29 protein-coding genes and 1 tRNA gene are annotated in these 26,738 nt (G+C 68.1%); 14 read left to right on the forward strand and 16 right to left on the reverse strand.

Annotation, left to right across the window (positions count from 1 at the left end):
- Positions 1–149 precede the first annotated feature (149 nt).
- The 3 genes from rplL to F8O03_RS12590 form a co-directional block, all read right to left on the reverse strand.
- Positions 150–533 (reverse strand): 50S ribosomal protein L7/L12, encoded by a 384-nt coding sequence (gene rplL / locus F8O03_RS12580; RefSeq protein ID WP_104252146.1) that lies wholly within the window; start codon positions 531–533, stop codon positions 150–152.
- A gap of 45 nt (positions 534–578) precedes the next feature.
- On the reverse strand, positions 579–1,094 hold the full coding sequence (gene rplJ / locus F8O03_RS12585) for a 50S ribosomal protein L10 (protein WP_104252145.1): 516 nt from the start codon (positions 1,092–1,094) through the stop codon (positions 579–581).
- Positions 1,095–1,372: 278 nt separating this feature from the next.
- Complete coding sequence (locus F8O03_RS12590; RefSeq protein WP_151424160.1) at positions 1,373–2,245, reverse strand: LysR substrate-binding domain-containing protein; 873 nt, start codon at positions 2,243–2,245, stop codon at positions 1,373–1,375.
- 113 nt (positions 2,246–2,358) lie between these two features.
- Here F8O03_RS12590 and F8O03_RS12595 point away from each other — a divergent pair, with 113 nt between their 5' ends.
- From F8O03_RS12595 to F8O03_RS12610, 4 genes are all read left to right on the forward strand, one after another.
- On the forward strand, positions 2,359–3,510 hold the full coding sequence (locus tag F8O03_RS12595; protein WP_151424161.1) for an FAD-dependent oxidoreductase: 1,152 nt from the start codon (positions 2,359–2,361) through the stop codon (positions 3,508–3,510).
- Between the two features lie 23 nt (positions 3,511–3,533).
- A complete protein-coding gene (locus F8O03_RS12600; RefSeq protein ID WP_151424162.1) occupies positions 3,534–4,781 on the forward strand; it encodes an allantoate amidohydrolase in 1,248 nt (415 codons plus the stop codon).
- A gap of 117 nt (positions 4,782–4,898) precedes the next feature.
- Positions 4,899–5,891, forward strand: coding sequence for a YqaJ viral recombinase family protein (locus tag F8O03_RS12605; RefSeq protein ID WP_244296254.1), 993 nt, complete (start codon positions 4,899–4,901; stop codon positions 5,889–5,891).
- Between the two features lie 48 nt (positions 5,892–5,939).
- Positions 5,940–6,965 carry an NADP-dependent oxidoreductase gene (locus tag F8O03_RS12610; protein ID WP_244296255.1) on the forward strand — a complete coding sequence of 342 codons (1,026 nt, stop codon included), beginning with the start codon at positions 5,940–5,942 and terminating at the stop codon, positions 6,963–6,965.
- Here F8O03_RS12610 and F8O03_RS12615 read toward each other — a convergent pair.
- The gene (locus tag F8O03_RS12615; protein ID WP_151424163.1) at positions 6,962–7,630 is read right to left on the reverse strand and encodes a FadR/GntR family transcriptional regulator; all 669 of its coding nucleotides are present in this window, start codon (positions 7,628–7,630) and stop codon (positions 6,962–6,964) included. The genes F8O03_RS12610 and F8O03_RS12615 overlap by 4 nt on opposite strands.
- Before the next feature lie 188 nt (positions 7,631–7,818).
- On the opposite strand from F8O03_RS12615, the gene F8O03_RS12620 reads away from it, so the two are divergent.
- Positions 7,819–9,606 (forward strand): 2-isopropylmalate synthase, encoded by a 1,788-nt coding sequence (locus F8O03_RS12620; RefSeq protein ID WP_151424164.1) that lies wholly within the window; start codon positions 7,819–7,821, stop codon positions 9,604–9,606.
- Positions 9,607–9,728: 122 nt separating this feature from the next.
- On the opposite strand, the gene rplA is transcribed toward F8O03_RS12620, so the two are convergent.
- From rplA to F8O03_RS12645, 5 genes are all read right to left on the reverse strand, one after another.
- Positions 9,729–10,415 (reverse strand): 50S ribosomal protein L1, encoded by a 687-nt coding sequence (gene rplA, locus F8O03_RS12625; RefSeq protein ID WP_068482355.1) that lies wholly within the window; start codon positions 10,413–10,415, stop codon positions 9,729–9,731.
- 103 nt (positions 10,416–10,518) lie between these two features.
- Positions 10,519–10,950, reverse strand: a complete 432-nt coding sequence (gene rplK / locus F8O03_RS12630) for a 50S ribosomal protein L11 (protein ID WP_104252140.1) — start codon at positions 10,948–10,950, stop codon at positions 10,519–10,521.
- A 112-nt stretch (positions 10,951–11,062) separates the two neighbouring features.
- On the reverse strand, positions 11,063–11,992 hold the full coding sequence (nusG, locus tag F8O03_RS12635; RefSeq protein WP_104252139.1) for a transcription termination/antitermination protein NusG: 930 nt from the start codon (positions 11,990–11,992) through the stop codon (positions 11,063–11,065).
- Positions 11,993–12,067: 75 nt separating this feature from the next.
- Positions 12,068–12,379, reverse strand: a complete 312-nt coding sequence (secE, locus tag F8O03_RS12640) for a preprotein translocase subunit SecE (protein ID WP_104252138.1) — start codon at positions 12,377–12,379, stop codon at positions 12,068–12,070.
- A 70-nt stretch (positions 12,380–12,449) separates the two neighbouring features.
- Positions 12,450–12,522: transfer RNA gene (locus F8O03_RS12645), tRNA-Trp, on the reverse strand.
- A gap of 192 nt (positions 12,523–12,714) precedes the next feature.
- Between F8O03_RS12645 and F8O03_RS12650 the strand changes: the two genes are divergently transcribed.
- Entirely contained in the window at positions 12,715–13,926 is a 1,212-nt protein-coding gene (locus F8O03_RS12650) for a pyridoxal phosphate-dependent aminotransferase (RefSeq protein ID WP_151424165.1), read from the forward strand.
- A 106-nt stretch (positions 13,927–14,032) separates the two neighbouring features.
- On the opposite strand, the gene F8O03_RS12655 is transcribed toward F8O03_RS12650, so the two are convergent.
- The 4 genes from F8O03_RS12655 to F8O03_RS12670 form a co-directional block, all read right to left on the reverse strand.
- Positions 14,033–14,821: a hypothetical protein gene (locus F8O03_RS12655; RefSeq protein WP_151424166.1), complete on the reverse strand. Its 789-nt coding sequence runs from the start codon at positions 14,819–14,821 to the stop codon at positions 14,033–14,035.
- 588 nt (positions 14,822–15,409) lie between these two features.
- Entirely contained in the window at positions 15,410–17,143 is a 1,734-nt protein-coding gene (poxB, locus tag F8O03_RS12660) for a ubiquinone-dependent pyruvate dehydrogenase (protein ID WP_151424167.1), read from the reverse strand.
- 81 nt (positions 17,144–17,224) lie between these two features.
- Complete coding sequence (locus tag F8O03_RS12665; protein ID WP_151424168.1) at positions 17,225–17,629, reverse strand: VOC family protein; 405 nt, start codon at positions 17,627–17,629, stop codon at positions 17,225–17,227.
- A 10-nt stretch (positions 17,630–17,639) separates the two neighbouring features.
- The gene (locus tag F8O03_RS12670) at positions 17,640–18,134 is read right to left on the reverse strand and encodes a helix-turn-helix domain-containing protein (protein WP_151424169.1); all 495 of its coding nucleotides are present in this window, start codon (positions 18,132–18,134) and stop codon (positions 17,640–17,642) included.
- Between the two features lie 207 nt (positions 18,135–18,341).
- Here F8O03_RS12670 and F8O03_RS12675 point away from each other — a divergent pair, with 207 nt between their 5' ends.
- From F8O03_RS12675 to F8O03_RS12700, 6 genes are all read left to right on the forward strand, one after another.
- Positions 18,342–19,265, forward strand: coding sequence for an ABC transporter ATP-binding protein (locus F8O03_RS12675; protein ID WP_151424170.1), 924 nt, complete (start codon positions 18,342–18,344; stop codon positions 19,263–19,265).
- Entirely contained in the window at positions 19,262–20,152 is an 891-nt protein-coding gene (locus F8O03_RS12680) for an ABC transporter permease (RefSeq protein ID WP_151424171.1), read from the forward strand. Before F8O03_RS12675 ends, F8O03_RS12680 begins: the two co-directional genes overlap by 4 nt.
- A 54-nt stretch (positions 20,153–20,206) precedes the next feature.
- Complete coding sequence (locus tag F8O03_RS12685) at positions 20,207–21,442, forward strand: sensor histidine kinase (RefSeq protein ID WP_244296289.1); 1,236 nt, start codon at positions 20,207–20,209, stop codon at positions 21,440–21,442.
- Positions 21,439–22,152, forward strand: coding sequence for a response regulator transcription factor (locus F8O03_RS12690; protein WP_151424173.1), 714 nt, complete (start codon positions 21,439–21,441; stop codon positions 22,150–22,152). Before F8O03_RS12685 ends, F8O03_RS12690 begins: the two co-directional genes overlap by 4 nt.
- Positions 22,153–22,162: 10 nt before the next feature.
- Complete coding sequence (locus F8O03_RS12695; RefSeq protein WP_151424174.1) at positions 22,163–22,609, forward strand: hypothetical protein; 447 nt, start codon at positions 22,163–22,165, stop codon at positions 22,607–22,609.
- A gap of 390 nt (positions 22,610–22,999) precedes the next feature.
- Positions 23,000–23,251, forward strand: coding sequence for a hypothetical protein (locus F8O03_RS12700; RefSeq protein WP_151424175.1), 252 nt, complete (start codon positions 23,000–23,002; stop codon positions 23,249–23,251).
- 110 nt (positions 23,252–23,361) lie between these two features.
- Here the strand turns inward: F8O03_RS12700 and F8O03_RS12705 are convergent, their stop codons facing one another.
- From F8O03_RS12705 to F8O03_RS12715, 3 genes are read right to left on the reverse strand one after another with little or no spacing between them, the layout of a single operon-like run.
- Complete coding sequence (locus F8O03_RS12705) at positions 23,362–24,417, reverse strand: UDP-N-acetylmuramate dehydrogenase (RefSeq protein ID WP_151424176.1); 1,056 nt, start codon at positions 24,415–24,417, stop codon at positions 23,362–23,364.
- Entirely contained in the window at positions 24,414–24,905 is a 492-nt protein-coding gene (locus F8O03_RS12710) for a MaoC/PaaZ C-terminal domain-containing protein (protein ID WP_151424177.1), read from the reverse strand. Before F8O03_RS12710 ends, F8O03_RS12705 begins: the two co-directional genes overlap by 4 nt.
- A 4-nt stretch (positions 24,906–24,909) precedes the next feature.
- Positions 24,910–25,362, reverse strand: coding sequence for an FAS1-like dehydratase domain-containing protein (locus F8O03_RS12715; RefSeq protein ID WP_416375799.1), 453 nt, complete (start codon positions 25,360–25,362; stop codon positions 24,910–24,912).
- Positions 25,363–25,583: 221 nt separating this feature from the next.
- On the opposite strand from F8O03_RS12715, the gene F8O03_RS12720 reads away from it, so the two are divergent.
- Both F8O03_RS12720 and F8O03_RS12725 read left to right on the forward strand, forming a co-directional pair.
- Positions 25,584–26,168 (forward strand): hypothetical protein, encoded by a 585-nt coding sequence (locus tag F8O03_RS12720; RefSeq protein ID WP_151424179.1) that lies wholly within the window; start codon positions 25,584–25,586, stop codon positions 26,166–26,168.
- Positions 26,165–26,737: an OmpA family protein gene (locus F8O03_RS12725; protein WP_151424180.1), complete on the forward strand. Its 573-nt coding sequence runs from the start codon at positions 26,165–26,167 to the stop codon at positions 26,735–26,737. Before F8O03_RS12720 ends, F8O03_RS12725 begins: the two co-directional genes overlap by 4 nt.
- Position 26,738: the final 1 nt, after the last annotated feature.

Here is a 26,738-nt window from a genome sequence, read left to right on the forward strand (position 1 = left end):
CGTCACACTGACCTCAGAAATCGCATCTTCAACAGGGATTTCCCGGGGAAACGGAACGAGGCACCGCATCCGGAAACCGGATGCGATGCCTCGTGAAAAAAGTTCCTTCGGCGTGTCGGAACACGCCGCGAAGAACAGCTACGGGATGACTACTTGACGGTCACCGAAGCGCCGGCAGCCTCGAGGGCGTCCTTTGCCTTGTCAGCAGCTTCCTTGTTGACGCCTTCGAGAACGGGCTTCGGAGCGCCGTCAACGAGTGCCTTCGCCTCACCGAGACCGAGGCTCGTGAGGGCGCGCACCTCCTTGATGACCTGGATCTTCTTGTCGCCAGCACCCTCGAGGATGACGTCGAACTCCGTCTTCTCCTCCTCTTCGGGTGCGTCAGCTGCTGCAGCAGCAACGCCTGCAACTGCAACGGGAGCAGCAGCGGTGACCTCGAAGGTCTCCTCGAACGCCTTGACGAACTCGGAGAGCTCGATGAGCGTGAGCTCCTTGAATGCTGCGATGAGCTCGTCAGTCGTGAGCTTTGCCATGTGTTTTCTCCTTGTGTGTTGTTCTAGCCGCGAGATCCCGGAGGACTAGTTCGCGGACTCCTGCTTTTCGCGCAATGCCTCGACCGTGCGAACAGCCTTGGCTGCAGGCGCGGTGAACAGGTATGCGGCACCGAACAGCGAGGCCTTGAAGGCGCCGGCAAGCTTGCCGAGCAGAACTTCGCGGGACTCGAGGTCGGCGAGCTTGTTGACCTCTTCTGCGCTGAGAGCGTTTCCGTCGAAGAAACCGCCCTTCAGAACCAGCTGAGGGTTGTCCTTGGCGAAGGTACGAAGACTCTTCGCGACCGCGACGGGGTCGCCGTGCACGAACGCGATTGCGCTCGGTCCGGCCAGCTCGTCGTCGAACGCGGTGATTCCGGCGTTGTTCGCCGCAATCTTCGTCAGCGTGTTCTTCACCACGGCGTAGCTTGCGTGCTCACCGATCGTGCGACGCAGCGTCTTGAGCTGCGCAACAGTGAGACCGCGGTACTCAGTCAGCAGGACGGCGGTCGAGTTCTGGAACAAGTCCTGAAGCTCGGCAACTGTTGCTTCCTTGGTCGCCATGGCACTCCTCTCTCTCTTGCACGTGAATCACGTTTGTCATTCACGCACCGCAGGCGCATCTTCGATGCACAACACACAAAAAACGCTCCGGCCGCAGATGGCCGGAGCGGAGAGGATGCGATTGCTCGCACAACAACTTTGCTTCGTACACCTGCGCGGGACGTTCTTGCGAACTCTTCGTTCGTGTACGTTCTCACGCACAACGAAGACCTGCGGTCTTGGGCTTCGGAAAGAGTACATCGTCGCGGGCGTCTCGTCAACGCGGGTCGCGAGACCCGTCACCGCGGCTCGCGGAGGCTGTCGACGAGAAGGTGCGCGCTCGGATGGGAGCGCTGGCTCTCGACTGCGTGGAGCTCCGTTCGAGGCGACCCCAGCAGGGGGCGCGTGATCACTCCGGGCATGTGGAAGCGGGCGACCGACGCGGGCAGGATCGACGCACCGACACCCGCTGCGACGAGACCGAGCACCGTCTCCTGGTGGATGACGCTCTGCACGATGCGCGGCACGGCCTGGGCTTCCCCGAGCCAGGTCATGACGGCGGACACGAAGCCGGGCATGAGCTCGAAGGGGAAGAGCACCACCTCTTTCTCGTGGAAGCGCGCCGGTGCCACGGTCGACTCCGCGGCGAGCGGGTCGCGGGCCGGAAGCACCGCGACCAGGTCCTCGCTTTCGAGGAGTGTCGACCGCAGGCCAGGCACGGTGAGCGGGTCGCGGAGGATCCCCACGTCGAGTTCACCCTCGAGCAGGAGCGTGATCTGCTCGGCACTCGTGAGCGACCGGGGCTCGAGACGGACGCGCGGTCTCAGTTCCTGGAACGCCCGCAGCCCCCTGGGCAGCACGCTGTAGCTCGCGGAGCTCACGAACCCCACGCGAAGCCTGCCTGCGGTCCCGGCCGCGACGTCGGCGAGGTCGGCGACTGCGTCGTCCAGGTCTTCGAGGACCACACCGATGCGCTGACGGAACATGCGACCGGCCGCCGTCAGCGAGACAGTGCGAGTCGTTCGCTCGAAGAGCTGCGCACCGAGTTCCTCCTCGAGCCTGCGCACGGCGACGGTCAGTGGCGGCTGAGTCATGTGCAGGCGCGCGGCGGCGCGACCGAAGTGCAGTTCGTCGGCGACGGCGACGAAGTACCTGAGCTGGCGCAGCTCCATGTGATCCATTCGAGAGGGCTATCAAAGCGTGTCGCAATGATATTGGACGCGGCGCGCCGGGGATGCGGTAATCGATGCACAGCACCACCCGGACGACCTCTCGAGGAGTGGACATGACCGACACCATCGTCATCGGCGCGGGGCTCGCGGGCGCCGCAGCGGCCTGGCAGCTCGCCGAGCGCGGGCACCACGTGACGGTACTCGAGCGCACGACGCCCGCCAACGAGCACGGCAGCTCGCACGGGTCCGCGCGCATCTTCCGCTACGCGTATCCCGAGCAGACGTACACCGATCTCGTCGTGCGCTCGAAGGCAGGGTGGGACGAGCTGCAGCGCACGACCGGAACCCGGCTCATCCGACCGACGGGTGCACTCGACCACGGCGACATCCGCAACCCCAGCGGCCTCGCGACCGTGCTGGAGGCAGCTGGCGTCGAGCACGAGCTCCTCAGCCCAGGCGAGGCGCGTGCGCGCTGGCCGCAGTTCCATTTCGAGACCGACGTGCTCTGGCACCCCGGGGCCGGCGTGCTCGACGCGGGCAGCACTGTCGACGCGATGCTGTCGGCCGCCTCCGCGACCGGCCGGCTCGAGGTACGAACCTCGTGGCCAGTCGCTCGAGTCGAGCGCCGAGGCGCCGGCTACCGCGTGCACTCGGCGACCGGCGAGGTCGCCGAGGCGGACGCGATCGTGGTCGCTGCCGGCGGCTGGCTCCCGGCGCTCCTCGGGGAGCTCTCACTGCCGAGCGCATTCCTCGACCAGTTCCCGGCGCTCGAGGTGCGGCAGGAGCAGGCCTACCACTTCCCCTACCGCGAGGCGGAGGACGCCGGGACCGACGCCGCCCCCTGGCCCACCTTCATCTTCAAATCGCGCGAGCTGCAGACCTACGGACTCCCCGGTGGCCGCGACGCGGACTGGCGCGGGCAGAAGGTCGCGCAGTTCAACGGCGGCAAGATCATCGACTCCGCGCTCGCGCAGGACGGGGTCGTGGATGCGGCCAATCGGCGCGCTCTCGTCGCCTACGCGGAGACGTTCCTGCCAGGCGTGGAGCCGGAACCCTACGCAGAGACCACCTGCCTCTTCACGACGACACCGACGGAGGACTTCGTGATCGACCGAGTCGACAACCTGGTGGTCGTCTCCGCCTGCTCCGGGCACGGCGGGAAGTTCGCCCCGCTGCTCGGGGAGCTCGCAGCTGACGTGCTCACGGGAACCGGAAGCGTGCCGGCCGAATTCCGCGTCACGGCCCAGGCCGGTGCGCGCGCATGAACGGGGAGAGCATCATGGAGAGCATGGAAGCGACCAGCAAGGCCAAGCAGCCCACGAGCGTCTCCTCGCTCATGCGCGAGATCGAGCACCTGGGCCGCGATCGAACCCGCGGCGGCTACAGCAGGCCCGTCTACTCGCATCCCGAACTCGAGTTGCGCGAATGGTTCCTCGCCGCCGCCCAGGCTCGAGGCCTCGACATCGAGGTCGACGCCAACGGCATCATCTGGGCCTGGTGGGACCGAGCAGACGGAGCCCGTTCCGGCGCGCTCATCACCGGCAGCCACCTCGACTCCGTCCCCGGCGGGGGTGCGTTCGACGGGCCCCTCGGCGTGACGGCGGCCCTCGCCGCGATCGACCTGCTGCGCAGCGAAGGGCGCACGCCGAGCGTCGCCGTCGCGATCGCCGTCTTCCCCGAAGAGGAAGGGTCGCGCTTCGGCGTCGCCTGCCTCGGGTCCAGGCTCCTCACGGGCGCCATCGACCCGGACCGCGCGCGCTCGCTCCGGGATGCGGACGGAACGACCTTCGCCGAGGCCTCCGCCGCGGCCGGATTCGACCCAGAGCACCTCGGCCCCGACCCCGCTCGTGTCGCACAGTTCAGCGCGTTCATCGAACTGCATGTGGAGCAGGGCCGCGGCCTCATCGACCTCGCGGGCCCAGTCGCGATCGGATCCTCCATCCTGGGCCACGGCCGCTGGCGCGTCAGCTTCACCGGCCAGGGCAACCACGCCGGCACCACGCTCATGGCCGACCGGCGCGACCCCATGGTGGCCGCGGCGCGCCTCATCGTCGGCATCGAGGAGATCGCCCGGTCGGTGCCAGGCGCCCGAGCGACCGTCGGTCGGCTCGAGCCCGTGCCCGGCGGAACGAACGTCATCGCCTCCCGCGTCGACGCGTGGCTCGACGTGCGCCACCCCGACGACGAGGTGACCACCGCCCTCGTCGAGCGCATCCGCGCCCGGGCTATGGAGGTGGCCGGAGAGCAGGGCTGCGAGGCGACGCTCGTCGAGGAGTCGCTCTCCCCCACCGTGTCCTTCGACGCGAGCCTCCGAGACACACTTCAGCGCGCGCTCCCCGACGCGCCGGTGCTCGACACAGGCGCCGGCCACGATGCCGGTGTGCTCGCCGCGCACCTGCCGACCGCCATGCTGTTCATCCGCAACCCGAGCGGCATCTCCCACTCGCCGGAGGAGTACGTCGAAGACGTGGATGCGGACCACGGCGCGCGCGCCCTCGCCACTGCGATCATGGCCGCCGGAGGCGACGAAGCCTGAGCTGGCGCCCGCCGCCCGTGTCGTCCGGTCCGCTCGCGCACCGATCGGCGACGACATTCTTTCGGTGTCTCGGCGCTTGGTACCGCGACTGTCGGTGGTGTGGGAAAGAATAGGCGGATGGTCATGTTCCGCCCGAGCCACGACGTCGACGAGACGTCCTGGTTCGGCGAACCCCAGGAGGCGCCGAAGTCGCGCCGCCGTGACCGCGAGCTCTACGGCCCGGCCGCGCTGATGGACTACGCGTCGGCACCCGCACCGGCACCCCGGGTGGAGTCCCTGCCGCGCTTCTACACCTCGGAGACCCGCCCGGCGCCGGCGACGACACCACTCTCGGCGAGCGAGGTCGGCGTGTGGCGCGCCCGCGGCCCGGCCTCGGCCGAGAGCACCGCGATCGAGCTTCCCGCGACCCCGGAGGTCGAGGCCATGAGCGCTCACCTCCTGCGGGTCCTCGCCGACTCCAACGACCGTGCCGCGTGGCTCAAAGCCCGCGCCGACGGCGTCACGGCGACCGATGCGGCACGCCTCGCAACACCGTCGTCGGTTAAGCAGGTCGTCAAAGACAAGGTCATGGGCAACTCCTTCAACGGGAACGCCTACACCGACTTCGGACGCCAGCGCGAACCGGAGATCGCCAGGTGGGTCCTCGAGCGCCACGGCATCCCGGCAAGCGGCCTCCTGTTCCACGCCGAGGCGTCCAAGAGCCACCTCGCGACCCCCGACGGCCTGCACTGCGACGAAGAGGGCCGCATCCTCCTCGCCGAGATCAAGACCACCAACAAGGTGTGGAAGCGCATCCCCCGCTCCTACATGCGCCAGATCTGGTGGCAGCAGTACGTGCTCGGCGCCGAACGCACCCTCATGGTGTGGGAGCGACACCAGGACTTCATCGTCGTCGACCGCGAACCGAAGTTCGTGTGGATCGACCGCGACGAGGAAGAGATCGCCAAGCTCGTGACCCTCGCCAACGAGGTGCTTAAGGACGTCGAGAAGTACCGGGGCGAGTTCGCCCAGTACTCGACCGGCAACACTGCGCCCACCCATGGATACGGGAACACGCACAGCACGAGCGACTACACGCAGTCGTTCTACGACGCCGAGACGTACGCGTAGCGAGCATCCTCCCGGCCACGCCCAACTCGTTCACGAGAGAATGGCGCCATGACTGACGCCTCAGACCTCCAGCCGACCTCAGACACCATGCGCGCGGCCCTGCTCACGGGCATCGGCGGACCCGAGATGATGCAGTTGGGCGAGACCGCCGTACCCCTCACCCTGAACTCGGACACGCTGGTGCGCGTCAAGGCCGCTGGGGTGAACCCCATCGACGGCAAGACCCGCTCGGGTGCCGGTGCCGCGAAGGCGATCACCAGCTTCCCGTCGACCCTCGGCGGCGAGTTCTCCGGTGTCGTCGTCCGGGCTTCCTACGAGCTCGCGCCCTTCCAGCCCGGCGACGAGGTGTACGGGATGTTGCTCTTCCCCCGCTACTCGGGTGCGTACGCCGAATACGTGTCGGTCCCCTTCATGAGCCTCGCGAAGAAGCCCAAGAATCTGTCCTTCATCGAGGCTGGCGGCGTCCCGCTCGCCGTGCTCACCGCCTGGGCCGCCGTCGTCGAAGCAGGCGGCGTCTACACGGGACAGCGCGTTCTCATCCACGCAGGCGCTGGCGGGGTCGGCCACTTCGCAGTGCAGCTCGCGAAGTACTACGGCGCGCACGTCATCACCACGGCCTCCGAGCGCAACCACGAGTGGTTGCGCGAGCTCGGCGCGGACCAGGTCATCGACTACCGCAACGAGCGCTTCGAGCACGTCATCGGCGAGCCCGTCGACGTCGTCATCGACCTCATCGGCAACGTCAAAGACCAGACCGGCAGCCGGTCCCTTCACGTCCTCCGCGACGGTGGCACACTCATCAACGTGCCGACCGGCAGCTACCCGGAGCTCTTCGACGAGGCCGCCGCCGAGAACCGAGGCATCGTCGCCTCCACGCTCAAGCTCTCGCCAGAGGGACGCATCCTGCAGACCATCACGCAGCTCTTCGAGCAGGGAGCCCTGCAGACGCACGTCGACCGGGTCTTCCCCCTCGCCGAGGCCGGCGCCGCGCAGGAGCTCATCGCCGACGGCCACGTGCGCGGGAAGGTCGTCCTCGACATCGACGCGGAGTCAGGGGCACCCCGACGCGACTAGCTCGTCGTCGCTTTGAGCTCGAGCAGATGGTCCCGAGTGAGGGCGGCGGCCGTCGGGGCGTCCTGCGCCTCGATCGCGTCCAGGATGCGGAGGTGGACGTCGTGGTCGGCGTCGCCGCCGAACTCGCCGCGAAGGCGCAGCATGCCGATCATCGCCTGCCTGCTTCGGGGCGCGAACCCGTCGAAGAGCTCCGTGAGGATCTCGTTGTGCGCGGCGATGACGATGCTGCGGTGCAGCGCGATGTCCGCGTCGACGTGCGCTTCGACGCTCGCGCGCTGCGCCTTCCGGGCGTCTGCGGCGCGGATCATCGTCTGGAGCTCCGCAGCTGTGCGCCGTGCGGCCGCGAGCCCTGAGGCTTCCACTTCGATGGCGATGCGGGCCTCGATCACTCTCTCGATGTCCGCGCGCCCCACGATCTCATCCAGGGGCTCAGCCGCGTCGAGAGCGGTGACGAACACCCCCGCCCCCTGCTTGGTTGCCAGCACGCCGCTCCCCGCGAGCTGGCGGATGGCCTCGCGGATCGTCGACCGCCCGACCCCGAGTTGGGGCGCGAGGGTCGTCTCGCCCGGCAGCTTCTGTCCCAGCTCCCATTCCCCTTCGCGGATTCGCTCGAGGAGCAACTGGGCGGCCTGCTCGGCGAGGGGTTCACGGCGGAGTGCGCTCATGCCCCCATCATCCCCCATCCCGAATACTCCTCTACTTGTCTGAGGAGTTGTGCTAGATTCTGTCGCATGCTCGACGCACCGCTCCTTCTCCTTCGCCGCCACGACGGGTCCTAGCCTGACCGGCTCCCCGTCGTGGAGCCGAAACGCGCGCCGGTCGTCACCCCCGCACGACCGAAGAGGACAAGAACATGCACAGCACCGAATCCCGGATCTCCACACCCGCCGGCCCCGTTCCCGACCAGGCGCCGCACTGGAACCGCCAGCGACACTCGCAGATGCCCTCCCACCGCTACCGCGACGTCCACTCCCGAGTAGACGTGCCGCTCACCGAACGAGACTGGCCCGCGAACCGGCTCACGACCGCGCCCCTCTGGGTCCCCGTCGACCTGCGGGACGGAAACCAGGCGCTCTCCGAGCCCATGGACCCCGACCGCAAGCACCGATTCTTCGAGCTCATGATCCGCATGGGATACAAGGAGATCGAAGTCGGCTACCCCTCCGCCTCCCAGACCGACTACGACTTCGTCCGTCTCATCGCGACCACCGAACTCGCACCGGAGGACGTCACGATCGTCGTGTTCACACCAGCGCGTCGTGACCTGATCGAACGAACAGTCGCCTCCATCCAGGGGATCCGGAACCCAGTCGTCATCCACCTCTACACGGCGACGGCCCCCGCCTGGCGCGACGTGGTTCTCGGGAAGAGCAAGCAGCAGCTCAGAGAGCTGATCCTCGCCGGCGCGAGCGACGTCCTCGAGCTCGCCGGCGACCTGCCGAACGTGCGATTCGAGTTCTCACCGGAGGTGTTCAACCTCACCGAACCCGACTACGTCCTCGACATCTGCAATGCCGTCACGGAACTCTGGATGGCGACCCCGGAGCGTCCGGTCATCCTGAACCTCCCCGCCACCGTGGAAGTCGCAACCCCGAACATCTACGCGGACCAGATCGAATACATGCACAAGCACCTGGCGCGACGCGACTCCGTGATCCTCTCCGTGCACCCCCACAATGACCGAGGAACGGGAGTCGCGTGCGCAGAACTGGCGGTGCTCGCGGGTGCGCAGCGCGTGGAAGGGTGCATCTTCGGCAACGGCGAGCGCACGGGCAACGTCGACATCGCAGTCCTCGCCCTAAACCTGCACGCGCAGGGCATCGACCCCATGATCGACTTCTCCGACATCGACGAGATACGCCGCACCGTGGAAGACAGCAACCGCATCGAGGTCCACGCCAGGCACCCGTACGTGGGCGACCTCGTCCACACCGCCTTCAGCGGCACGCATCAGGACGCCATCAGGAAGGGGTTCGCCGAGCAGCGCTCCCGCGCCGCGCACGAGGGGCGACCAGAACGTGACATCGAGTGGCGGGTCCCCTACCTGCCCATCGACCCGGCGGACATCGGTCGCAGCTACGACGCCGTCATCCGCGTCAATTCGCAGTCCGGCAAGGGCGGTATCGCCTACCTGCTCGAAACCGAATACGGCATCGAACTCCCCCGGCGCCTCCAGATCGACTTCGCTCGACGCGTTCAGGAGCACACCGATGCGAACGGCCAGGAGGTGGGGGCCGCACAGCTGCTCGAGCTCTTCGAGCGCAGCTACCTGGGCGGCTCGTCTCCGGACGTCGAACTGCTCGATCTCAGCGTCGAGACCCACGCGGGCGCATCACGCACGAGCATCCGCGTTGGCATCGACGGCGCTGAGCACAGCGGCACCTTCGACGGCATCGGACCAGCAGAGGCCGTCACGAAGCTGCTCGCGAGCGCCGGCGTCACCGTCGACATCCTCTCGCTCCACCAGACAGCGCTCGGGGTGGGCAGCAGCAGCGAAGCGCTGACACTCCTGGAGTACCGGGCCCCCTCAGGCACACGCTGGGTCGCCGGCCGAGACCGGTCAGTGCTGTCGGCAACCGTCACCGCGATCCTCAGCGCCGCACGCAACAGCATCTCGATGCACGCCCACGCGCACGCGTAGCCGGGGTGGGCGCGGGCCGGTGGGTGCTCTCACCGGGAACGCACGAACGGCCCAGTCCGAAGACTGGGCCGTTCGTGCTGGCGGATGCATGCATCCGCCTGAGCTGTGCAGCTCGCGACAGACTAGATCGCGTTGACGTCCAGCGGGATGCCGGGGCCGAAGGTCGTCGAGACGACGGCCTTCTGGATGTAGCGGCCCTTCGAGCTCGACGGCTTGAGGCGGACGACCTCGTCGAGGGCTGCGCGGAGGTTCTCTCCGAGCTGCTCCGACGTGAACGCCGACTTGCCGACGATGAAGTGCACGTTGGAGTGCTTGTCGACGCGGAACTCGATCTTTCCGCCCTTGATCTCGGTGACAGCCTTGGCCGGGTCGGTCGTGACCGTTCCGGTCTTCGGGTTCGGCATGAGGCCACGGGGTCCGAGGACCTTTCCGAGGCGTCCGACCTTGCCCATGAGGTCAGGGGTGGCGACTGCGGAGTCGAAGTCGGTCCAGCCGTCTGCAACGCGAGCGATGAGCTCGTCGCCGCCGACCTCGTCGGCGCCAGCAGCGATAGCTGCCTCAGCCTTGTCACCCGTCGCGAAGACGATGACCTTGGCCGTCTTGCCGGTGCCGTTGGGCAGGCTGACGGTGCCACGAACCATCTGGTCGGCCTTGCGCGGGTCTACACCCAGGCGAAGAGCGACCTCGACGGTGCTGTTGAACTTGGACGAGCCGGTCTCGCGTGCGAGCTCGACGGCCTCGGCGAGACCGTAGAACTTGTCCTCGCCGATCTTCTCTGCCGCGGCACGGTATGCCTTGGACTTAGCCATGTTGTTCTCCTTCAAGAGTTGCGGTTGCGAGCCTGGCCGGCTCTCCCGCGGTGTTCAATGCCGCGCCCGAGGCGCGACGTGTGGTGTTGGGAGCGGGAAGGCCTTAGCCCTCGACCGTGATTCCCATGGAGCGAGCCGTACCGGCGATGATGCGCGACGCCATGTCGAGGTCGTTCGCGTTCAGGTCGGACTGCTTCGCCTCCGCGATCTCGCGGACCTGGGCGGCGGTGAGCTTGCCGACCTTGGCCGTGTGAGGCGTCGGGGAGCCCTTCTTGACGCCGGCAGCCTTCTTGATCAGCTCGGCAGCAGGAGGGGTCTTCAGGATGAAGGTGAACGAACGGTCTTCGTACACGGTGATCTCAACGGGGATCACATTGCCACGCTGCGACTCGGTAGCCGCGTTGTAGGCCTTGCAGAACTCCATGATGTTGACGCCGTGCTGACCGAGCGCGGGGCCGATAGGAGGAGCCGGGTTAGCGGCGCCAGCCTGGATCTGAAGCTTGATCAGACCCGAGACCTTCTTCTTGGGTGCCATGTCTTTTCCTTCTTTCGATTCGAACTCCGCGCAGACGCGCGGTGCTCTCCCGGTGGCCCGGCGGTTCCGGACTCCGGTGGTTTAGGGGCAGTCGCTTGGGGGGGAGCGAGTGCTAGAGCTTGGTGACCTGGTCGAAGCTGAGCTCGACGGGGGTCTCGCGCTCGAAGAGCGACACGAGGACGGTGAGCTTGCCGCTCTCCGGCTTGATCTCGCTGATCGAGCCGGTGAGCCCCTCGAAGGAGCCCTCCTTGATCGTGATGGTCTCGCCGATCTCGAAGTCGATCTCTGCGATCGGCTGGCGCTTCTGCACGCCACCCTGACCTGAAGCGTTCGCCTTCGCGGGTGCTTCTGCGATCTCGACAAGACTCTTCAGCATCTCAAATGCCTCGTTGAAGCGCAACGGGGTCGGGTTGTGGGCGTTGCCCACGAAGCCCGTGACACCCGGGGTGTGGCGCACGACGGACCAGCTGTCCTCGTTCAGCATGAGGCGTACGAGCACGTAGCCGGGGATGCGGACGCGCGTGACCATCTTGCGCTGGCCGTTCTTGATCTCGACCACGTCTTCCATGGGCACTTCCACCTGGTAGATGAAGTCGCTCATGTTCATGGACTCGGTGCGCTGGTGCAGGTTCTGCTTGACGCGACGCTCGAAGCCGGCGTACGTGTGGATGACGTACCACTTGCCAGGCTTGAGGCGCAGCTCGCGCTTGAAGGTCTCGTACGGATCGACGTCAGGGTCTTCCTCGCGAGCCTCGACCTCTTCATCCTCGGTCGCGGCGGCCGCAGCAGCCTCTTCCTCGCTCGTGTCGATCTCAAGGACATCGTTGACGATCGCGTCGACCTCGGGGTCGACGACATCGGCGCCTTCTCCGTCGTCGAGGTCTTCCTCGGTCACGACTTCGTCGGACTCTTCGATCTCGTGGGCCTCATCGAACTCTGCGTCGATGTCGCGGTCACCCTCCTGGGCCTCTGCGACTTCGGAGTCCTGCTCCAGCGCGGTCTCGTAAAGACCGTTCGGGTCGGCGACGTTCGGGTCTGACACGATTCCTCATCTCGATTGTGTGGTGCGGGGCTGCTCGCCCTTTTCGGTGGAGGCTCGGGAGCCGGAGCGGTGCGACTATTCCGTCGGAACGGGCGTCGCCGCCGGCTCGCTCGGGAACAGCGAGCTGCCCTGACCGAAGACCCACGATGCGCCCCACCCGAAGAGCAGGTCGAGCACCGTGACGAGCAACATCATGAAGATGACGAAGACGAGCACGACACCCGTGAACTTGAAGAGCTCCGCGCGAGTCGGTGTGACGACCTTCTTGAGCTCGCCCATGACCTGGCGGAAGAAGAGAGCGATGCGGCCGACAAGGCCGCGCTTGGGCTCGGAGCCTCGCTTTGACTCGGCGACGTCGGTCGCTTCGTCGGACTTGCTTGGACTCACGCGCTCTCCCTTTCGATGGTTGAGACCTTCGATGGTGGGCCCCGTAGTGGGTGCGTTCAGCACCGAAATGCAGGGCGGACAGGACTCGAACCTGCAACCTGCGGTTTTGGAGACCGCTGCTCTACCAATTGAGCCACCGCCCTTTGCGTGAACACCGGATGCGTGCATCCGTTCACCCTGATACCGTCTGCAGCCGCTCCACAGGGAACGGTTTCAGGCGCGGTTCAGTATGTCGCTTTCGGCAACCAGGAAAGCATACGACAGGTGCGCGCCGGAAGTCCAACGCGGGCGCAACTCGCGGACGGTGACGCGCCTCCGGACCTAGACTCAGGGCCATGGTTTCCGACTCACGTCTCTCTCCTCGCATCGCCGCGATCGCCGAATCCGCAACGCTCAAGGTCGACGCGAAGGCCAAGGGCCTCAAGGCCGCCGGCCGACCCGTCATCAGCTACGCAGCTGGCGAGCCCGACTTCCCCACCCCGCAGCACGTCGTCGAAGCGGCACTCGTCGCCGTCAGCGACCCGAAGAACCACCGCTACACCCCGGCGGCCGGCCTGCCGGAGCTCCGAGAGGCCATCGCCGAGAAGACGAAGCGCGATTCCGGCTGGGATGTCCCCGCCTCGCAGGTCATCGTCACGAACGGTGGCAAGCAGGCCGTCTACCAGGCCATCAACACGGTCGTCGGCGCTGGCGACGAGGTCCTCCTCCCCGCCCCCTACTGGACCACGTACCCCGAGGTCATCCAGCTCGCCGGCGGCACGACCGTCCCCGTCTTCGCCGGCGCCGACCAGGAGTACAAGGTCACCGTCGACCAGCTCGAGGCGGCTCGCACGCCCGCCACGAAGGCGATGCTCTTCGTCTCGCCGTCCAACCCGACGGGTGCCGTCTACTCCGAGGAGGAGACGCGCGCCATCGGCGAATGGGCCGCCGAGCACGGCATCTGGGTCATCGCCGACGAGATCTACCAGAACCTCACCTACGACGGCGTCCGCGCCGTCTCCATCGTCGAAGCGGCCCCTGCCGTCGCCGACCGCACCATCCTCGTCAACGGCGTCGCCAAGTCCTTCGCGATGACCGGCTGGCGCGTCGGGTGGATGGTCGGCCCTGCCGACGCCATCAAGGGCGCAGGCAACCTGCAGTCCCACCTGTCGAGCAACGTCAACAACATCGCGCAGCGAGCGGCCATCGCAGCCCTCACGGGGCCGACCGAGCCCGTCGAGGAGATGCGCCTCGCCTTCGACCGCCGCCGCAAGACGATGGTCGAGGAGCTCAGCAAGGTCAACGGCTTCCGCGTCCCGACGCCTGAGGGCGCCTTCTACGTCTACGCCGACGTGCAGCAGCTCATCGGCAAGGAGATCGAGGAACGCCAGATCACCTCGTCGCTTGACCTCGCCGACCTCATCCTCGACGTCGCTGAGGTCGCCGTCGTGCCGGGTGAGGCGTTCGGGCCGTCCGGCTACCTGCGCCTCAGCTACGCGCTCGGCGACGATGCGCTGCTGGAAGGCGTGCAGCGCCTGCAGAAGCTCTTCGCCGGCGTCGAGCTCTAGGCACGCGGCCGCCCGCTGCGCTGAAGAGGCCGGTTTCGCCCCATCCTGACGCTCAGGACGGGGCGAAACTGGCCTTTCGCGGTTTCAGGCCCGCGGGGAGGCGCGACTACGGCGTCGTGAAGCTGATCTCGGCGACCTTCTGCGAGATGCGCGAGTTCGGGTCGTCGAGCTCGCCGCCCCATGCATTCGCCAAGATGGTGATCTTCGTGCCGGTCGACGGCATGTAGCGCGTCGCCATCATCCCCTCGGATCCGTCCGACCAGCGGAGGCGCTGCGCGAGCAGCTCCAGCTCGTACCCTCCCTGCCCCTTGAGAACCAGCGGCACGGGGTCACCGATCGGCTCGGGCTTCGCCGTGAACTGCAGCGAGGCAGAGTTCAGCTCCGACCGCGTCATGTCCTCGTCGCGGTACTCGCTCTTGTGCAGGTTCTCCTGTGCCACCGAGAAGTACGCGCCGGACTGCGGGTCGCTCAGGATGTACAGGTTCGGCTGCCGCTCCGAGACGTCCTGCTCCCAGCCGCCGACCGGCGGATTCACCACCGTGATGCCGTTCGGGAACACGACGTCCGTCGTGATCGGGATGTACCCGGGGGCCGCGTCCTGGGGCGCGGCGGGCATGAGCGTGCTCGTCGGGACGGGAGTCGAGGTCGGAGCCTGCGGGTCGGCGCCCCCGACGGGGATGGTCGGGTCATTCGGCGAGGTGAACGCCATGAAGAGGCCGACGACGAGGGCGACGATCGCGACACCGCTGATGCCGATGCCGACGAGGAGGCCGACCGGGCGCTTGCGCTGCTTCTGCAGTTCCGGGTCCTCCCCCAGCTCGCGGCGCCTCGGCTGCGCTGCCTCCTGCTGCTGCGGCGCGAACCGGGGCGGCGGGACACCGGCGGGGAGATTCACGGGAGGACCCTGCACGAATGGACCCTGACCGGGGACCCGGGCGGCCGGCTGCCCTGGATCCTGCCCGGGACGAGGCGTCTGAGCCTGCGACGGGAAGTTCCCCTGAGCCGACGGGAAGTTTCCCTGAGCAGGGAAAGGACCGTTCGCAGGGCGCTGACCGTGCGCGGGGTATTGGTTGTTCGGGGAGTACTGGCCGTTCGCCGGGTGCTGGGCCGGCGCGGCGTGCTGGGCCGGCGCGGGCGCCTGTCCCGGCGCGGGGAACTGGCCAGGCGCGGGGAACTTCCCTTGCTCCGATCCGGAGGCGCGCGGTGGTGCGGAGAACTGCCCGGGCACTCGGGCGTGCCCCTGCGGCACGCCGGCCGACGGCACACCCCAGGGGGCCTGCGAGCCGGCACCCTGCGCGGGTGGCACTGGCCCACCTCCTCGCGGCCGATCCCGGCGTCGGTCCTGACCGCCGTTCTGGCCCGGCGGTGGTGTGAGGGGCGGTTGCGTCATGCCTGCGAGAGTACCGCCCGCGTCAGGCAGTCGCCTTGGCGCGGGCGGTCCTCACCGAGCGAGCTTGGCCGTCCTCATTCGGAGAGCTGCGACTCAGTCGAAGATGCGGCGAAGCAGGTTCGTGTCGGCGAGGTCGACAAGCTCGTCTCCACGCCCGGACAGGACGGTGCGCAGCGCGTACAGCGTGAATCCCTTGACCTGCTCCGCTGAGATGGTCGGGGGAATAGACAGCTCCTGCCTCGCCGTCACCACATCGATGAGCGCCGGCCCGTCGTGCGCGAACGCCTCCCTGAGGGCACCCTCGAGATCGTTCGGGTTCTCGACCCGCTGGCCGTGGATTCCGACTGCCTTCGCGACGTCCGCGAAGTTCGGGTTCTCGAGGTCCGTGCCGTAGTTGACGAAGCCGGCGGCCTTCATCTCGACCTCGACGAAGTTCAGCGACGAATTGTTGAAGACGACGATCTTCACGGGGAGCTTGCTCTGCCTGAGCGTGAGCAGCTCACCGAGGAGCATCGCGAGTCCGCCATCGCCCGCGAGCGCCACCACCTGGCGGTCGGGGAACGCCGACTGCGCGCCGATGGCCTGCGGCACGGCGTTGGCCATCGTGCCGTGGCTGAACGAGCCGATGAGCCTTCGCTGCCCGTTCATCTCGAGGTAGCGGGCGGCCCAGACGACGGGTGAGCCAACATCCGGGATGAACACGGCGTCTTGCGTCGCGAGCTCGCTGACAAGACGGGCCACGTACTGCGGGTGGATGGGCGTGCGCCCGTGGTCGTTGTCCGCGAGCGAGTCGAGCTCCTTGCGCGCCTTGCGGTAGTGCTTGACGGACGTCTCGAGGTGCTTGCCGCTCTTGTCTCCCGCGAGGAGCGGGAGCAGCGCGTCGAGGGTGTCCCCGACGTCGCCGACCAGTCCCAGGTCGAGCGGCGTGCGCTTGCCGAGCTGCTCGCCGCGGATGTCGACCTGGATGATCTTCGCCTTCGATGGGAAGAACTGCTGGTAGGGGAAGTCGGTACCGAGCATTAGGAGCGCGTCGCAGTCCTCGATGGCGCGGTAGCCGGACGAGAAGCCGAGCAGCCCCGTCATGCCGACGTCATAGGGGTTGTCGTACTCGATGAACTCCTTGCCGCGGAGCGCGTGGACGATCGGGGCCCGGAGCGCCTCTGCCGCTGCCAGCAGCTGCGCGTGCGCTCCCTGCGTGCCCGCGCCGCCGAGAATCGTGACCTTCTTCGCCGAGTTGAGGATGTCCGCGGCCCTCGCGAGGTCCTCGTCCGCCGGGCGCACCACCGACCTGGTGGGGAGGATCGGCGCTGACTTGCGCCGCCCGGCGCTCTCCTTCAGGAAGATCTCCCCCGGGATCACGACCACGGCCACGCCCTGTTTCTCGACGGCGGCGCGCATCGCGATCTCGAGCACCCGTGGCAGCTGCTCGGGCACGCTGACCATCTCGCAGTAGACGCTGCTCTCGCGGAAGAGCTCCTGCGGGTGCGTCTCCTGGAAGTAGCCGCTGCCGATCTCAGCGGAAGGGATGTGGGCGGCGATCGCGAGCACGGGCACGCGGCTGCGGTTCGCATCGTAGAGGCCGTTGATGAGGTGCAGGTTGCCCGGCCCGCAGCTGCCAGCGCAGACGGCCAGGTCCCCGGTCAGCGCGGCGTCCGCAGATGCAGCGAAGGCAGCCGCCTCCTCATGTCGCACATGCGACCAGGCGACGTGCCCGTTCCGGCGGATGGCGTCGGTGAATCCGTTGAGCGAGTCACCGGGAAGCCCGTAGACCCGCTCGACTCCGGCATCGTGGAGGATATCGACGATCGTGTCAGCGACTGTAGTCATGGCGCGATCTTCTGCCTCGAACCGGGGAGCCAGCCGAGCAATCGACAGCCTGTCACCGCGAGACCGTGCTAGGCGTTCCGACTACGCCTGACTCACCCTCACCAGGTTGCCAGAGGGGTCACGGAACGCCGCGTCCCGCACGCCCCAGAACTGGTCGGTCGGCTCCTGGAGCACTTCGACCCCACCCCTCGCCTGCACCTTCTCGAAGAGCGCGTCGAGGTCGCTCGTGCGGAACAGGAGACCGGGCAGCTCACCCTTCGCGAGCATCGCCGACAGCGTCTCGCCGTCCTGCTCGGAACGACCTGCCTTGGGATGGGAGAGCACGATCTCGAGCTCTGGCTGCTCGGGGGTCGACAGGGTGATCCACCGGAAGCCCTCGTTCGGGACCTCGCTGCGCACCTCGAGGCCGAGGGCGTCGCGGTAGAACACGAGCGCAGCATCCGGATCGTCGGCGAACACGTGCACGTGGCTGAGTGAGAGTGTCATGTCTCCGATGCTAGGACGGGCCACCGACATTCACTTCTTGGAAACTGCTCGGAGCCTCGACGACCGGCACGGCAGCCCGGTCCCGAGCATTGCCTGCGCGCTCGTGGACCCGCCGGGGCCGCCCCCAGATCTGCGACGTGCAGCTGGGGATGACGACGCTCTCGCTGTGATCGCGGGCCCGGTACGCGCTCGGCGACTCTCCCACGATCTCCGTGAAGCGGCTGCTGAACGACCCCAGGCTCGTCGCGCCGACTGCAGTGCACGCATCCGTCACGCTCACATCGCCTCGGCGCAGCAGCGCTTTCGCCCGCTCGATGCGCCTCGTCATGAGGTGCGCGTACGGCGTCTCGCCGTAGGCCTCCCGAAATCGGCGGCTGAAATGCGCCGTCGACATGTGAGCCGCCTTCGCCATGGCCGGAACGTCGAGCGGCCGAGCGTACTCGCGGTCGATGAAGTCGCGTGCGCGTCGGAGGCGGCGCAGCTCGTCGAGGTCGGTCGAGGCCATGCCCCCAGTATGCGCGGGCGCCGTCGTGGCCTCGGTCGCCGCGTGATCGGCGAACTTCGGTGACAGAACGCGGTGAAGCGCGAAGTCGCGCGACGAACCCGCTGCGTTGTCACCGAAGTCTGCGGGCCAGCGCCTCCCCCGATCGGTGGAGGCGAATCAGCCGGTCGGGCCCTGCCGCTGCGAGGAGGCTCGCCGTTGGATAGGAGCATGAGCACACAGGCAGCCATAGAGGTCACCGACCTCGTCAAGCGCTACGGAGACCGCGACGTCGTCGACGGCCTCTCCTTCGAGGTCCGCCACGGCGAGACCTTCGCACTGCTCGGCCCGAACGGGGCCGGCAAGAGCACCACCATCGAGATCCTCGAGGGCTTCCGCACGGCAACGTCCGGCAGTGCGCGCGTGCTCGGCCACGACCCGGCGCACGGCGACGCCGGATGGCGCGGCCGCATCGGGGTCGTCAGCCAGTCGAGCGCCGACATCGAGCGCTACTCGGCGCGTGAGGTGCTGCGTCACTTCGCGAGCCTCTACCGACAGCCTCGCGATGTCGACGAGACCATCGAGCGCTGCGGAATCGCGCCGTTCGCGACGCAGCGGGTCGGTCGCCTCTCGGGCGGCCAGAAGCGCCGTGTCGATGTCGCGCTCGGCATCATCGGCAACCCGGAGGTGCTGTTCCTCGACGAGCCGACAACGGGCTTCGATCCCAACGCCCGCCGCGAGTTCTGGGGGCTCATCCAGGAGCTGAAGGGCGAGGGCATGACGATGGTGCTCACGACGCACTACCTCGACGAAGCGGAGCACCTCAGCGACCGAGCGGGGATCATCGCGGCGGGGAAGCTCGTGGAGATCGGCGACATCACGACGATCGGTGGGCCTGCCTCCCGCACTCCGCGGGTGCGCTGGCAGGACGCCGACGGGCGATGGCGAGAGCAGCAGACGGATGCGCCAGCCCAGCTCGTTGCCGCGCTCGCGGGCAGGCTCGGCCCGGAGCCCGCCGGCCTCACCATCACACGGCCCTCGCTCGAGGATGTCTACCTCGAGATCATCGGCCAGCACCCGGTCGCCGGCCCGGCGCACCCGGCAGAAGCCACCGCTGCAGCACTCGCGCCCGCACTCCTCGGAGGCACGAAATGACCCAGACCTCAGCGCCCAGCAGCGCCGGCAGCAGCACACACGACGCCCCTTGGTCGAGGCTGCGTTCGGCGGCCCGCCCCAAGTCGACGATCGGCAACGGGCTGCGTCGCATCTCCTTCGAGCTGCGAGGGTACTTCCGCCAGACCGATCAGGTGTTCTTCGTCTTCCTGTTCCCTCTTGTCATGTTCGCGCTCTTCGCGTCGATCTTCAGCGGTGAGGCGGTCGTCGACGATCCGAGGTTCGCCGACGTGACGATGTCGCAGTACTACCTGACGGGCATGCTCGCGATGGCGATCCTCCTCTCGGGCATGCAGTTCCTCGGCATCGACATCGCCACCGAGAAGCATGAGGGCGGCCTCGCCCGCCTCGGCGCGACCCCGCTCAGTCCCGTCTCGTTCTTCATCGGGAAGATCGGGCTCGTCCTCCTCACCTGCACGGCGCAGCTCGCACTGGTCATCGCGCTCGGCGTCGTCGCGTTCGACATCACGCTGCCGGACTCGAGCGAGCTGTGGATGCGGTTCGCGTGGCTGTCGCTCCTGGGCATCCTCTGCTTCGCCGCCCTCGGCATCGCGATCTCCGCGATCCCTCGGTCTGCCAGGTCCGCATCCGCGATCGTCCTGCCCCTGGTGCTCGTCCCGCAGTTCCTCTCAGGCATCTACGTGCAGTTCTCGGTCCTGCCCGAGTGGATGCAGCAGGTCTCGAACCTCTTCCCCCTCGCCGGGCTCGTTCGGGGCATGCGCAGCGTGTTCCTGCCAGACGCATTCGCGGCGGCGGAGGTCGGCGGCACGTGGGGTCTCGGCAGCGCGGCGATCACACTCGGCGTCTGGACGGTCATCGGTCTCGTCGCGAGCCTGCTGACGTTCCGGTGGAGTCGCGGTCGCAGCTAGCCGGCGGCACTCGGCGGGATGGATGTCGGTGGGTCGCGAGAGGATGAGCACGTGATGGATTTCCTGGTTCGGAACGGCCGCTGGTGGCACGTGCTCATCGTGGGCACGGCGCTCGCGAACGCCGTGGTCGCCGGCTTCGTCGCGGCCACGGCCCGGACTCCCGCAGAGCGCGCGGAAGGCCTCATCGCAACGGGAGCTCTGCTCCTCATCCCCGTGGTGTGGCTGGTCTTCGGAGTGAGGTCCGTCGGCGACCGACGCCGGGGCGCGGCGCTCATCGTGCTCATGACGCTCCTCGTGACGGTGGCGATGGTGCTCGTGCCCTGGACCGGGTTCGTGCAGACCCTCATCTACCCGCTTGTCTGGCTCGTGTGCGTGAGCGCGCGGCGGAGCATCCTCGTCTCGATCGCCATCGCGTTCGGCATCGGCGCCGTGTCGGCGCTCTACAACGGTGTCGAGGAGATCCCCGACATCCTTCCCGGCCAGCTCTTCAGCATCGCGGCGACCTGCGGCATCGGACTCTCGATCAGCTACGCCTGGCGCGTGGCGGATGAACGCCGTGAGCTGCTTGAGCAGCTCACGGCCGCTCATGATCACGTGCAGGAGCTGTCACGGCAGAGCGGCGCGTCTGTCGAACGTGAGCGCATCTCTCGCGACCTGCACGACACACTCGCTCAGACCCTCGCGGGGCTCGCCATGCTCGCCGACCGGAGCGCGAAGGACATCTCCCGCCTGCGGGACGAGGAGGGCGCCGCCGGTGAGGTTGCGCAGGCCGCGCTCCTGGCCCAGGAGGAGCGAGCCGACCTCATCGCGTCGCTTGCCCGCGATGCCCTGGCAGAGGCCCGGGTACTCATCGCCGAGAACGCGCCTGTGCGGTCGGCCGACCCAGCCGTCGCCACCTTCCCCGATGCTGTCGCGCGCCTCGTCGAGCGGTTCCGGCGAGAGACGGGGGTGCTGGCTGAGTCGCAGATCGAGGTCGCGCCCGGCGCTCTCGACCGGGAGAGCGAGGTGGTGCTGCTCCGCTGCGCCCAGGAGGCCCTGTCCAACTCGAGGCGGCACGCGCACGCGTCGAACGTGCATCTTTCCGTGACGTTGCTGGGCACCAGCGTCCGCCTGCAGATCGAGGACGACGGCCGCGGGTTCGCACTCGACGCCGAGCCCGCCGGATTCGGTCTCGCCAGCCTCCGCGACCGTGCCTCGGCCATCGGCGGCCTCGTCTCCATCTCCAGCGAACCGGGCCGTGGCACGATCGTGACCGTGACGATTCCGGCGAGGGCAGGTGACCACGCGTGATCCGCATCCTGGTCGCCGATGACCACCCCATCGTCCGCGCGGGCCTGGTCGGCATCTTCGAGGACGAAGCTGACATCGAGGTCGTGGCTGAGGCGGCAGACGGCGCCGAGGCGGTCACCCGGGCGCTCGCGACGGCACCGGCGGTCGTCGTCATGGACCTCCGGATGCCGCGCACCGACGGCGTCTCGGCGACACGGCAGATCCTGGCGACCCTCCCGAGCACTCGTGTGCTCGTCGTCACGACGTACGACAGCGATGACGCGATCATCGGTGCCATCGAGGCCGGTGCGAGCGGTTACCTGCTCAAGACCGCGAGCGGCGCGGAGCTCGTCGAGGCCGTGCGTCGGGTCGCCGCGGGCGAGCTCGCACTCGCGCCCTCGGTGACCGCGAAGCTGGTCGCGCAGACCCGGGCGGCTGCTGCCGCGGCGTCCGGCGGTCCTGGTGTCGCGCATCCGCCCGCCGGTTCGGACGACGTGGGGCCCGCGCTGAGTGGGCGTGAGCTGCAGGTGCTGCGGCTCGTCGCCGACGGACTCTCGAACCCTGAGATCGCGATTCGCCTCCACATCGGGGAGGCGACCGTGAAGACGCACCTCGGCAAGGTCTTCGCCAAGCTGGACGTCAACTCGCGGGTGCGCGCCGTGACCCGCGGCCTCGACCTCGGACTGCTGCGGCGAGGTGAGACGCCGGAGCATCCCAGGCGCCCGTCCTAGGGTTGAAGTCATGAAGTCTGCGCGTCGGGCCCTGCTCACCCTCCCCGTGATTGCCGTGGCGGCGCTTGCGCTGAGTGGATGCGCGGACCCGTCCGTGCCGACGAGCGTCGCGACAGACAGCTACGGCGGCCTGCCTCCCGAGCACAGCGGAGACGTGGGTGCCGGAGACATGGAGGGGCCGCTCGTGCTGTGGCTCGACGAGGGCAGTTCGATCTCGGTGACCACGTGGGGAAGCTCGGGGTGCCCTGCGATCCTCACCGAAGTCAACGCGGTGGATGCGCAGACGCTCGACCTGCAGTACGCGGACACCACCGCCTACGTCGACCAGGTCTGCACCGCAGACTATGCGCCGCACACGAGCGAGATCGACCTGCCTGCAGACATCACTGGCTCGCCGCTGACCGTCTCGGTCAGCTTCGACGGCGAGAAGCCGAGCGCCTCCGTCGTCCTCGACTGAGCCCTCCGCGAAGGGGTCGCGTTTCGATCGTGCTGAGGTTCACCTCTCATTCCGGATGCGTCCCTCGCCCGAGACACGATTGACGGGCAACCGCAGTATCGATAGGGTCGCAGCACGCGCCTAGACAGAGAGGAGTCCCGATGATGCGTACGATCACATTCAACAAGCAGCGTCCGGTGACCCGTCTGCTGGGCGCCCACATCTCCTAAGCTCCGCGTCGCGGGTGGACTCTGTCCCCGCTCAGCCCGGATGCGCCTCGGCACAGCAGCCGAAGCTCTCCCCTGCCGCCCCGGCAAGCACCTCCGCCGTGCCATCCCCGCGCAGCGCCGCTCATCGAGAGCCCCTTTTCGCACGTCCTCTTCAAGAGAAACGCCTCTCATGCACCACGTCATGACCACCGTCCAGACCCCGACGCCGAGCACCGTGCTCGTCACTTTCACACCCACCACCACGACGACGTCCTCGCTGCTCCAGCGCCTGGAGCTGCGAGTCGCGCTGTGGCTGATCATGCGCACAGCGCGGCGCCAGCGCCCCGAGCTGAACCACGCTGAGCAGCATCGCCGCCGCCGCAACAGCGCGGCGCGAGCCCGCCGCGAGCAGGCAGCCCTCCGCGCCTGGTGCACACAGTGCATGCACCACTGAAGCGCGTTCCAGGCGAACGTCCGCGGAACCACCATGGAAGCCCCGAAGCCCCGAAGCCCCGAAACGCTGTCAGCGCTTCGGGGCTTCGGCCGCACCAGCCCTTGCGGGCTCTAGAGCTCGAGGCCGACGAGGACGGGCTCGTTGACGAGCCGCACGCCATACTCGGCTTCGACGCGGGCCCGCACGTAGCGGGCGAGCTCCACGATCTGCTCCGCCGTCGCGCCCCCTCGGTTGGTGATCGCGAGGGTGTGCTTCGACGAGATCGCCGCGTTCGAGCCCGGCAGCGAGAAGCCCTTCTTCACCCCTGCGTGGTCGATGAGCCAGGCGGCGCTGAGCTTCACGAGCGGGGCACCGCCCTCGTCCTTGCCAGCGTCGAACTTCGGCATCTCCGGCAGCTCGCTCGCGAACGACGAACGCACGATGGGGTTCATGAAGAACGAGCCAGACGAGACGGAGTCCTGGTCGTGCGCATCCAGCACCATGCCCTTCGACGCCCGCAGTCGGACGACGGCGTCGCGCACGACGTGCACGGGCATCCGCTCGCCGAGGGGCACGTCCAGGGCGCGGGCGAGCTGGTCGTAGCGCACGGGTTCGCTCTGGCCTTCCGGCATCTCGACGAGGTCGAGCTCGACGCGGGTGACCACGCCGCGCAGCTCACCGCGCTTGATGGCGGACGTGCGGTAGCCGAGGTTCAGGTCGGCTGCGTTGATCCAGCGCACGGCGTCGAGGTCGGCGTCGTAGAACTCGACGCGCGCGAGCACGTCGGAGAGCTCCTGGCCGTACGCCCCGATGTTCTGGACGGGCGTCGCGCCAACCGAGCCTGGGATGCCCGCGAGGGCCTCGATGCCGCTCCAGTTGCGGGCGACCGCGTAGTCGACGAGCGCCGTCCACGACTCCCCCGCATCGACGCGTACGCGCGCCTGACCGACCTTGTCGACGGGGCCGTCGAGCTGGTGGATGCCCCGCGTCACGACGTGCAGGACAGGCTCGTCGATGCGGTCGTCGGTCGCGATCGTGTTGGACCCGCCACCCAGGACGAGCGGCTGCTCGTAGTTCGCGAAGAGCTTCCTGGCAGCGTCGACCAGCTCGTCGCGGGTCGCGGCGGCGACGAGGTTCGTCGCCTCGCCACCGACCTGCGTGGTCGTCAGCTCGGAGAGCCTCGTCACGCGACGATCTCCTCAGGGAGCCCCGCGGGCACCTCGCCCTGGAAGTTCGCGCGCACCTGCGATTTGGCGAGCACCGTCTGTCCGCCGAAGGAGACCACGAGATCGATGCGCCCGATGCCGTCATCCCCCGCGAGCTGACCGATCTTCGCCACGATCGACACCTCAGCGCCGTCCTGCGGGTCGACGACGACGGGGCGAGTGAACCGCACCTGGTAGTCGACGACGCGGCCGGGATCGCCGAGCGCGTCGACGACCGGCTGCAGCGAGACCCCCATGGTGAGCATCCCGTGCGCGAGCACCCCGGGGAGGCCGACCTCTTCGGCGACGTCATCGCGGTAGTGGATGGGGTTGAAGTCGCCGGATGCGCCGGCGTAGCGAACGAGGTTGTCCCGCGTGAGCGTCACCGTGCGTTCCGCGATGACCGTGCCCACCTCGAGCTCGGTGAAGTCGGGGCGAGGGAGCTTCGCGATGGCAGTCGAATCGGTCATGCGGCTACTCGCTCTCGTTGGGGGTGGCGCGGACGACGAGGGTGGCCGAAGCCGTCACGACCGTCTCGCCTGCGGCATCCGTCAGCACCGTCTCGGCGGTGATCATGGAGTTGCCGCCAAGCGACTTGACGCTCTTGACCTCGAGGGCGGCTCGCAGCTCGTCGCCGGCGACGATGGGCCGCACGTACGTGAAGCGCTCGTCGCCGTGCACGATGTGCGAGAGCTCGATCTGCGCTTCAGGGTCGGAGAGCAGCAGCTGCAGCCCGGCGTCCTGCAGCACGGCAGGGAACGTGGCGGGCGCGACGAGGTCAGCGTATCCAGCGGCCTGCGCGGCAGCCACGTCGAAGTGCGTCGGGTGCGAGGCCAGCACGGCCTTCGCGAACGAGCGGATGTGCTCTCGGCCCACGAGGTACGGCTCGGGGAGCTCGTACCGGCGGCCAGCAAGTTCAGGGTTCACAGACACGGCCGCCAGTCTACGGGGCGGCACCGACACTGGCATGAGGCCGCCTACGCTCAGGCCGTCGGGGAGTTCTGCCCTTCCCAGTGTCGGTGGGTCGTTCTAGGGTGCCGATGACGGCGTTCGGGGGAAGGACGCCGCTGCACCAAGCTCCTGGGGGTTCCGCCTTGTCACGCACACAGACACCGCCGAGCGGCGCGAAGAGACCGAGAGCTGTGGCGATGCGGGCCATCGTCGTGGCGGCCACGCTCACGTCGGCGCTCGCGCTCACCGGATGCACCGCGCCAGAAGGCTCCGACGGTGCGGCTGAAGGAGGGGCTGACGGAGGCGCGGCGCAGACCGAAGCCACGCTGGGAGGCAGCGGGCCAGGCGCAACCGGGACGCCGGGCGTCGAGTCGATGGAGAAGGGCGACATCGTCGCCACGCAGGAGGTGACACTGACGGGTGACCGCGGAACCGCGACGGTCGAGATCGAGGCACTGCGCGTCGATGGCCAGGTGCAGACGCTCACGGTGTTCGTCACCCCGCATCTCACCGACACGAGCGGGTCGCTCAGCCTGTTCCACTTCCTCGACATGCACGGCTTCCGGCCTCGGCTCGTCGACAAGGCGAACCTGAAGGAGTACTCGACGCTCGAGAAGGGGGCCGAGGCGTGGTCGAGCGACTCAACTGCCACGGAGGCGGGTGACGGTGAGACGTTCAAGGCGTGGGCGGTGCTCGCGGCACCGGAAGACGGAGCGACGAGCTTCGACGTGACGATCTCACACATCTACCCGCGCTTCACCGATATCCCGGTGATCTCGTGAGCGCCGTCGGCGCGATCGGTGGGCTGACCCTCGCGACGGTGCTCGCGTTCGGCGGCGCGCATCCGCTGACCGTCGACTCGCCAGACGACCTGCCGGAGCCGACGCAGGAGATGCTCGACGCGTCCGTCACCCGGTGGAACCCGGAGGGCTCGGTCACGCAGTGGTCGCTCGACGGCAGCGTCGACGAGCTCTCCAAGGAAGTCGACGAGGGGCCGAACACCGTGGTGACGCTGAAGAGCGACATCCTGTTCGACTTCAACAGCGCCACGATCCCCGACACAGCGGGGACCGCGATCATCGAAGCCGTCGAGGCGGCACCCCAGGGCGCGGCGATCGCGATCGACGGGCACACCGACAGCGTGGGCGACGCGGCCGCCAACCAGACACTGTCGCAACAGCGGGCGGATGCGGTGGCGAACGTCATCCGCGCCCAGCGACCCGACCTGCAGATCACGGCCACCGGCTACGGAGCGACGCAACCCGTCGCCGAGAACACCACAAGCGGCGAAGACAACCCCGAAGGGCGCGCGCAGAACCGCCGCGTCGAGATCACGTACGCGAAGGCCTAGA

Source organism: Pseudoclavibacter terrae (assembly GCF_008831075.1).
Taxonomy (GTDB): domain Bacteria; phylum Actinomycetota; class Actinomycetes; order Actinomycetales; family Microbacteriaceae; genus Pseudoclavibacter; species Pseudoclavibacter terrae.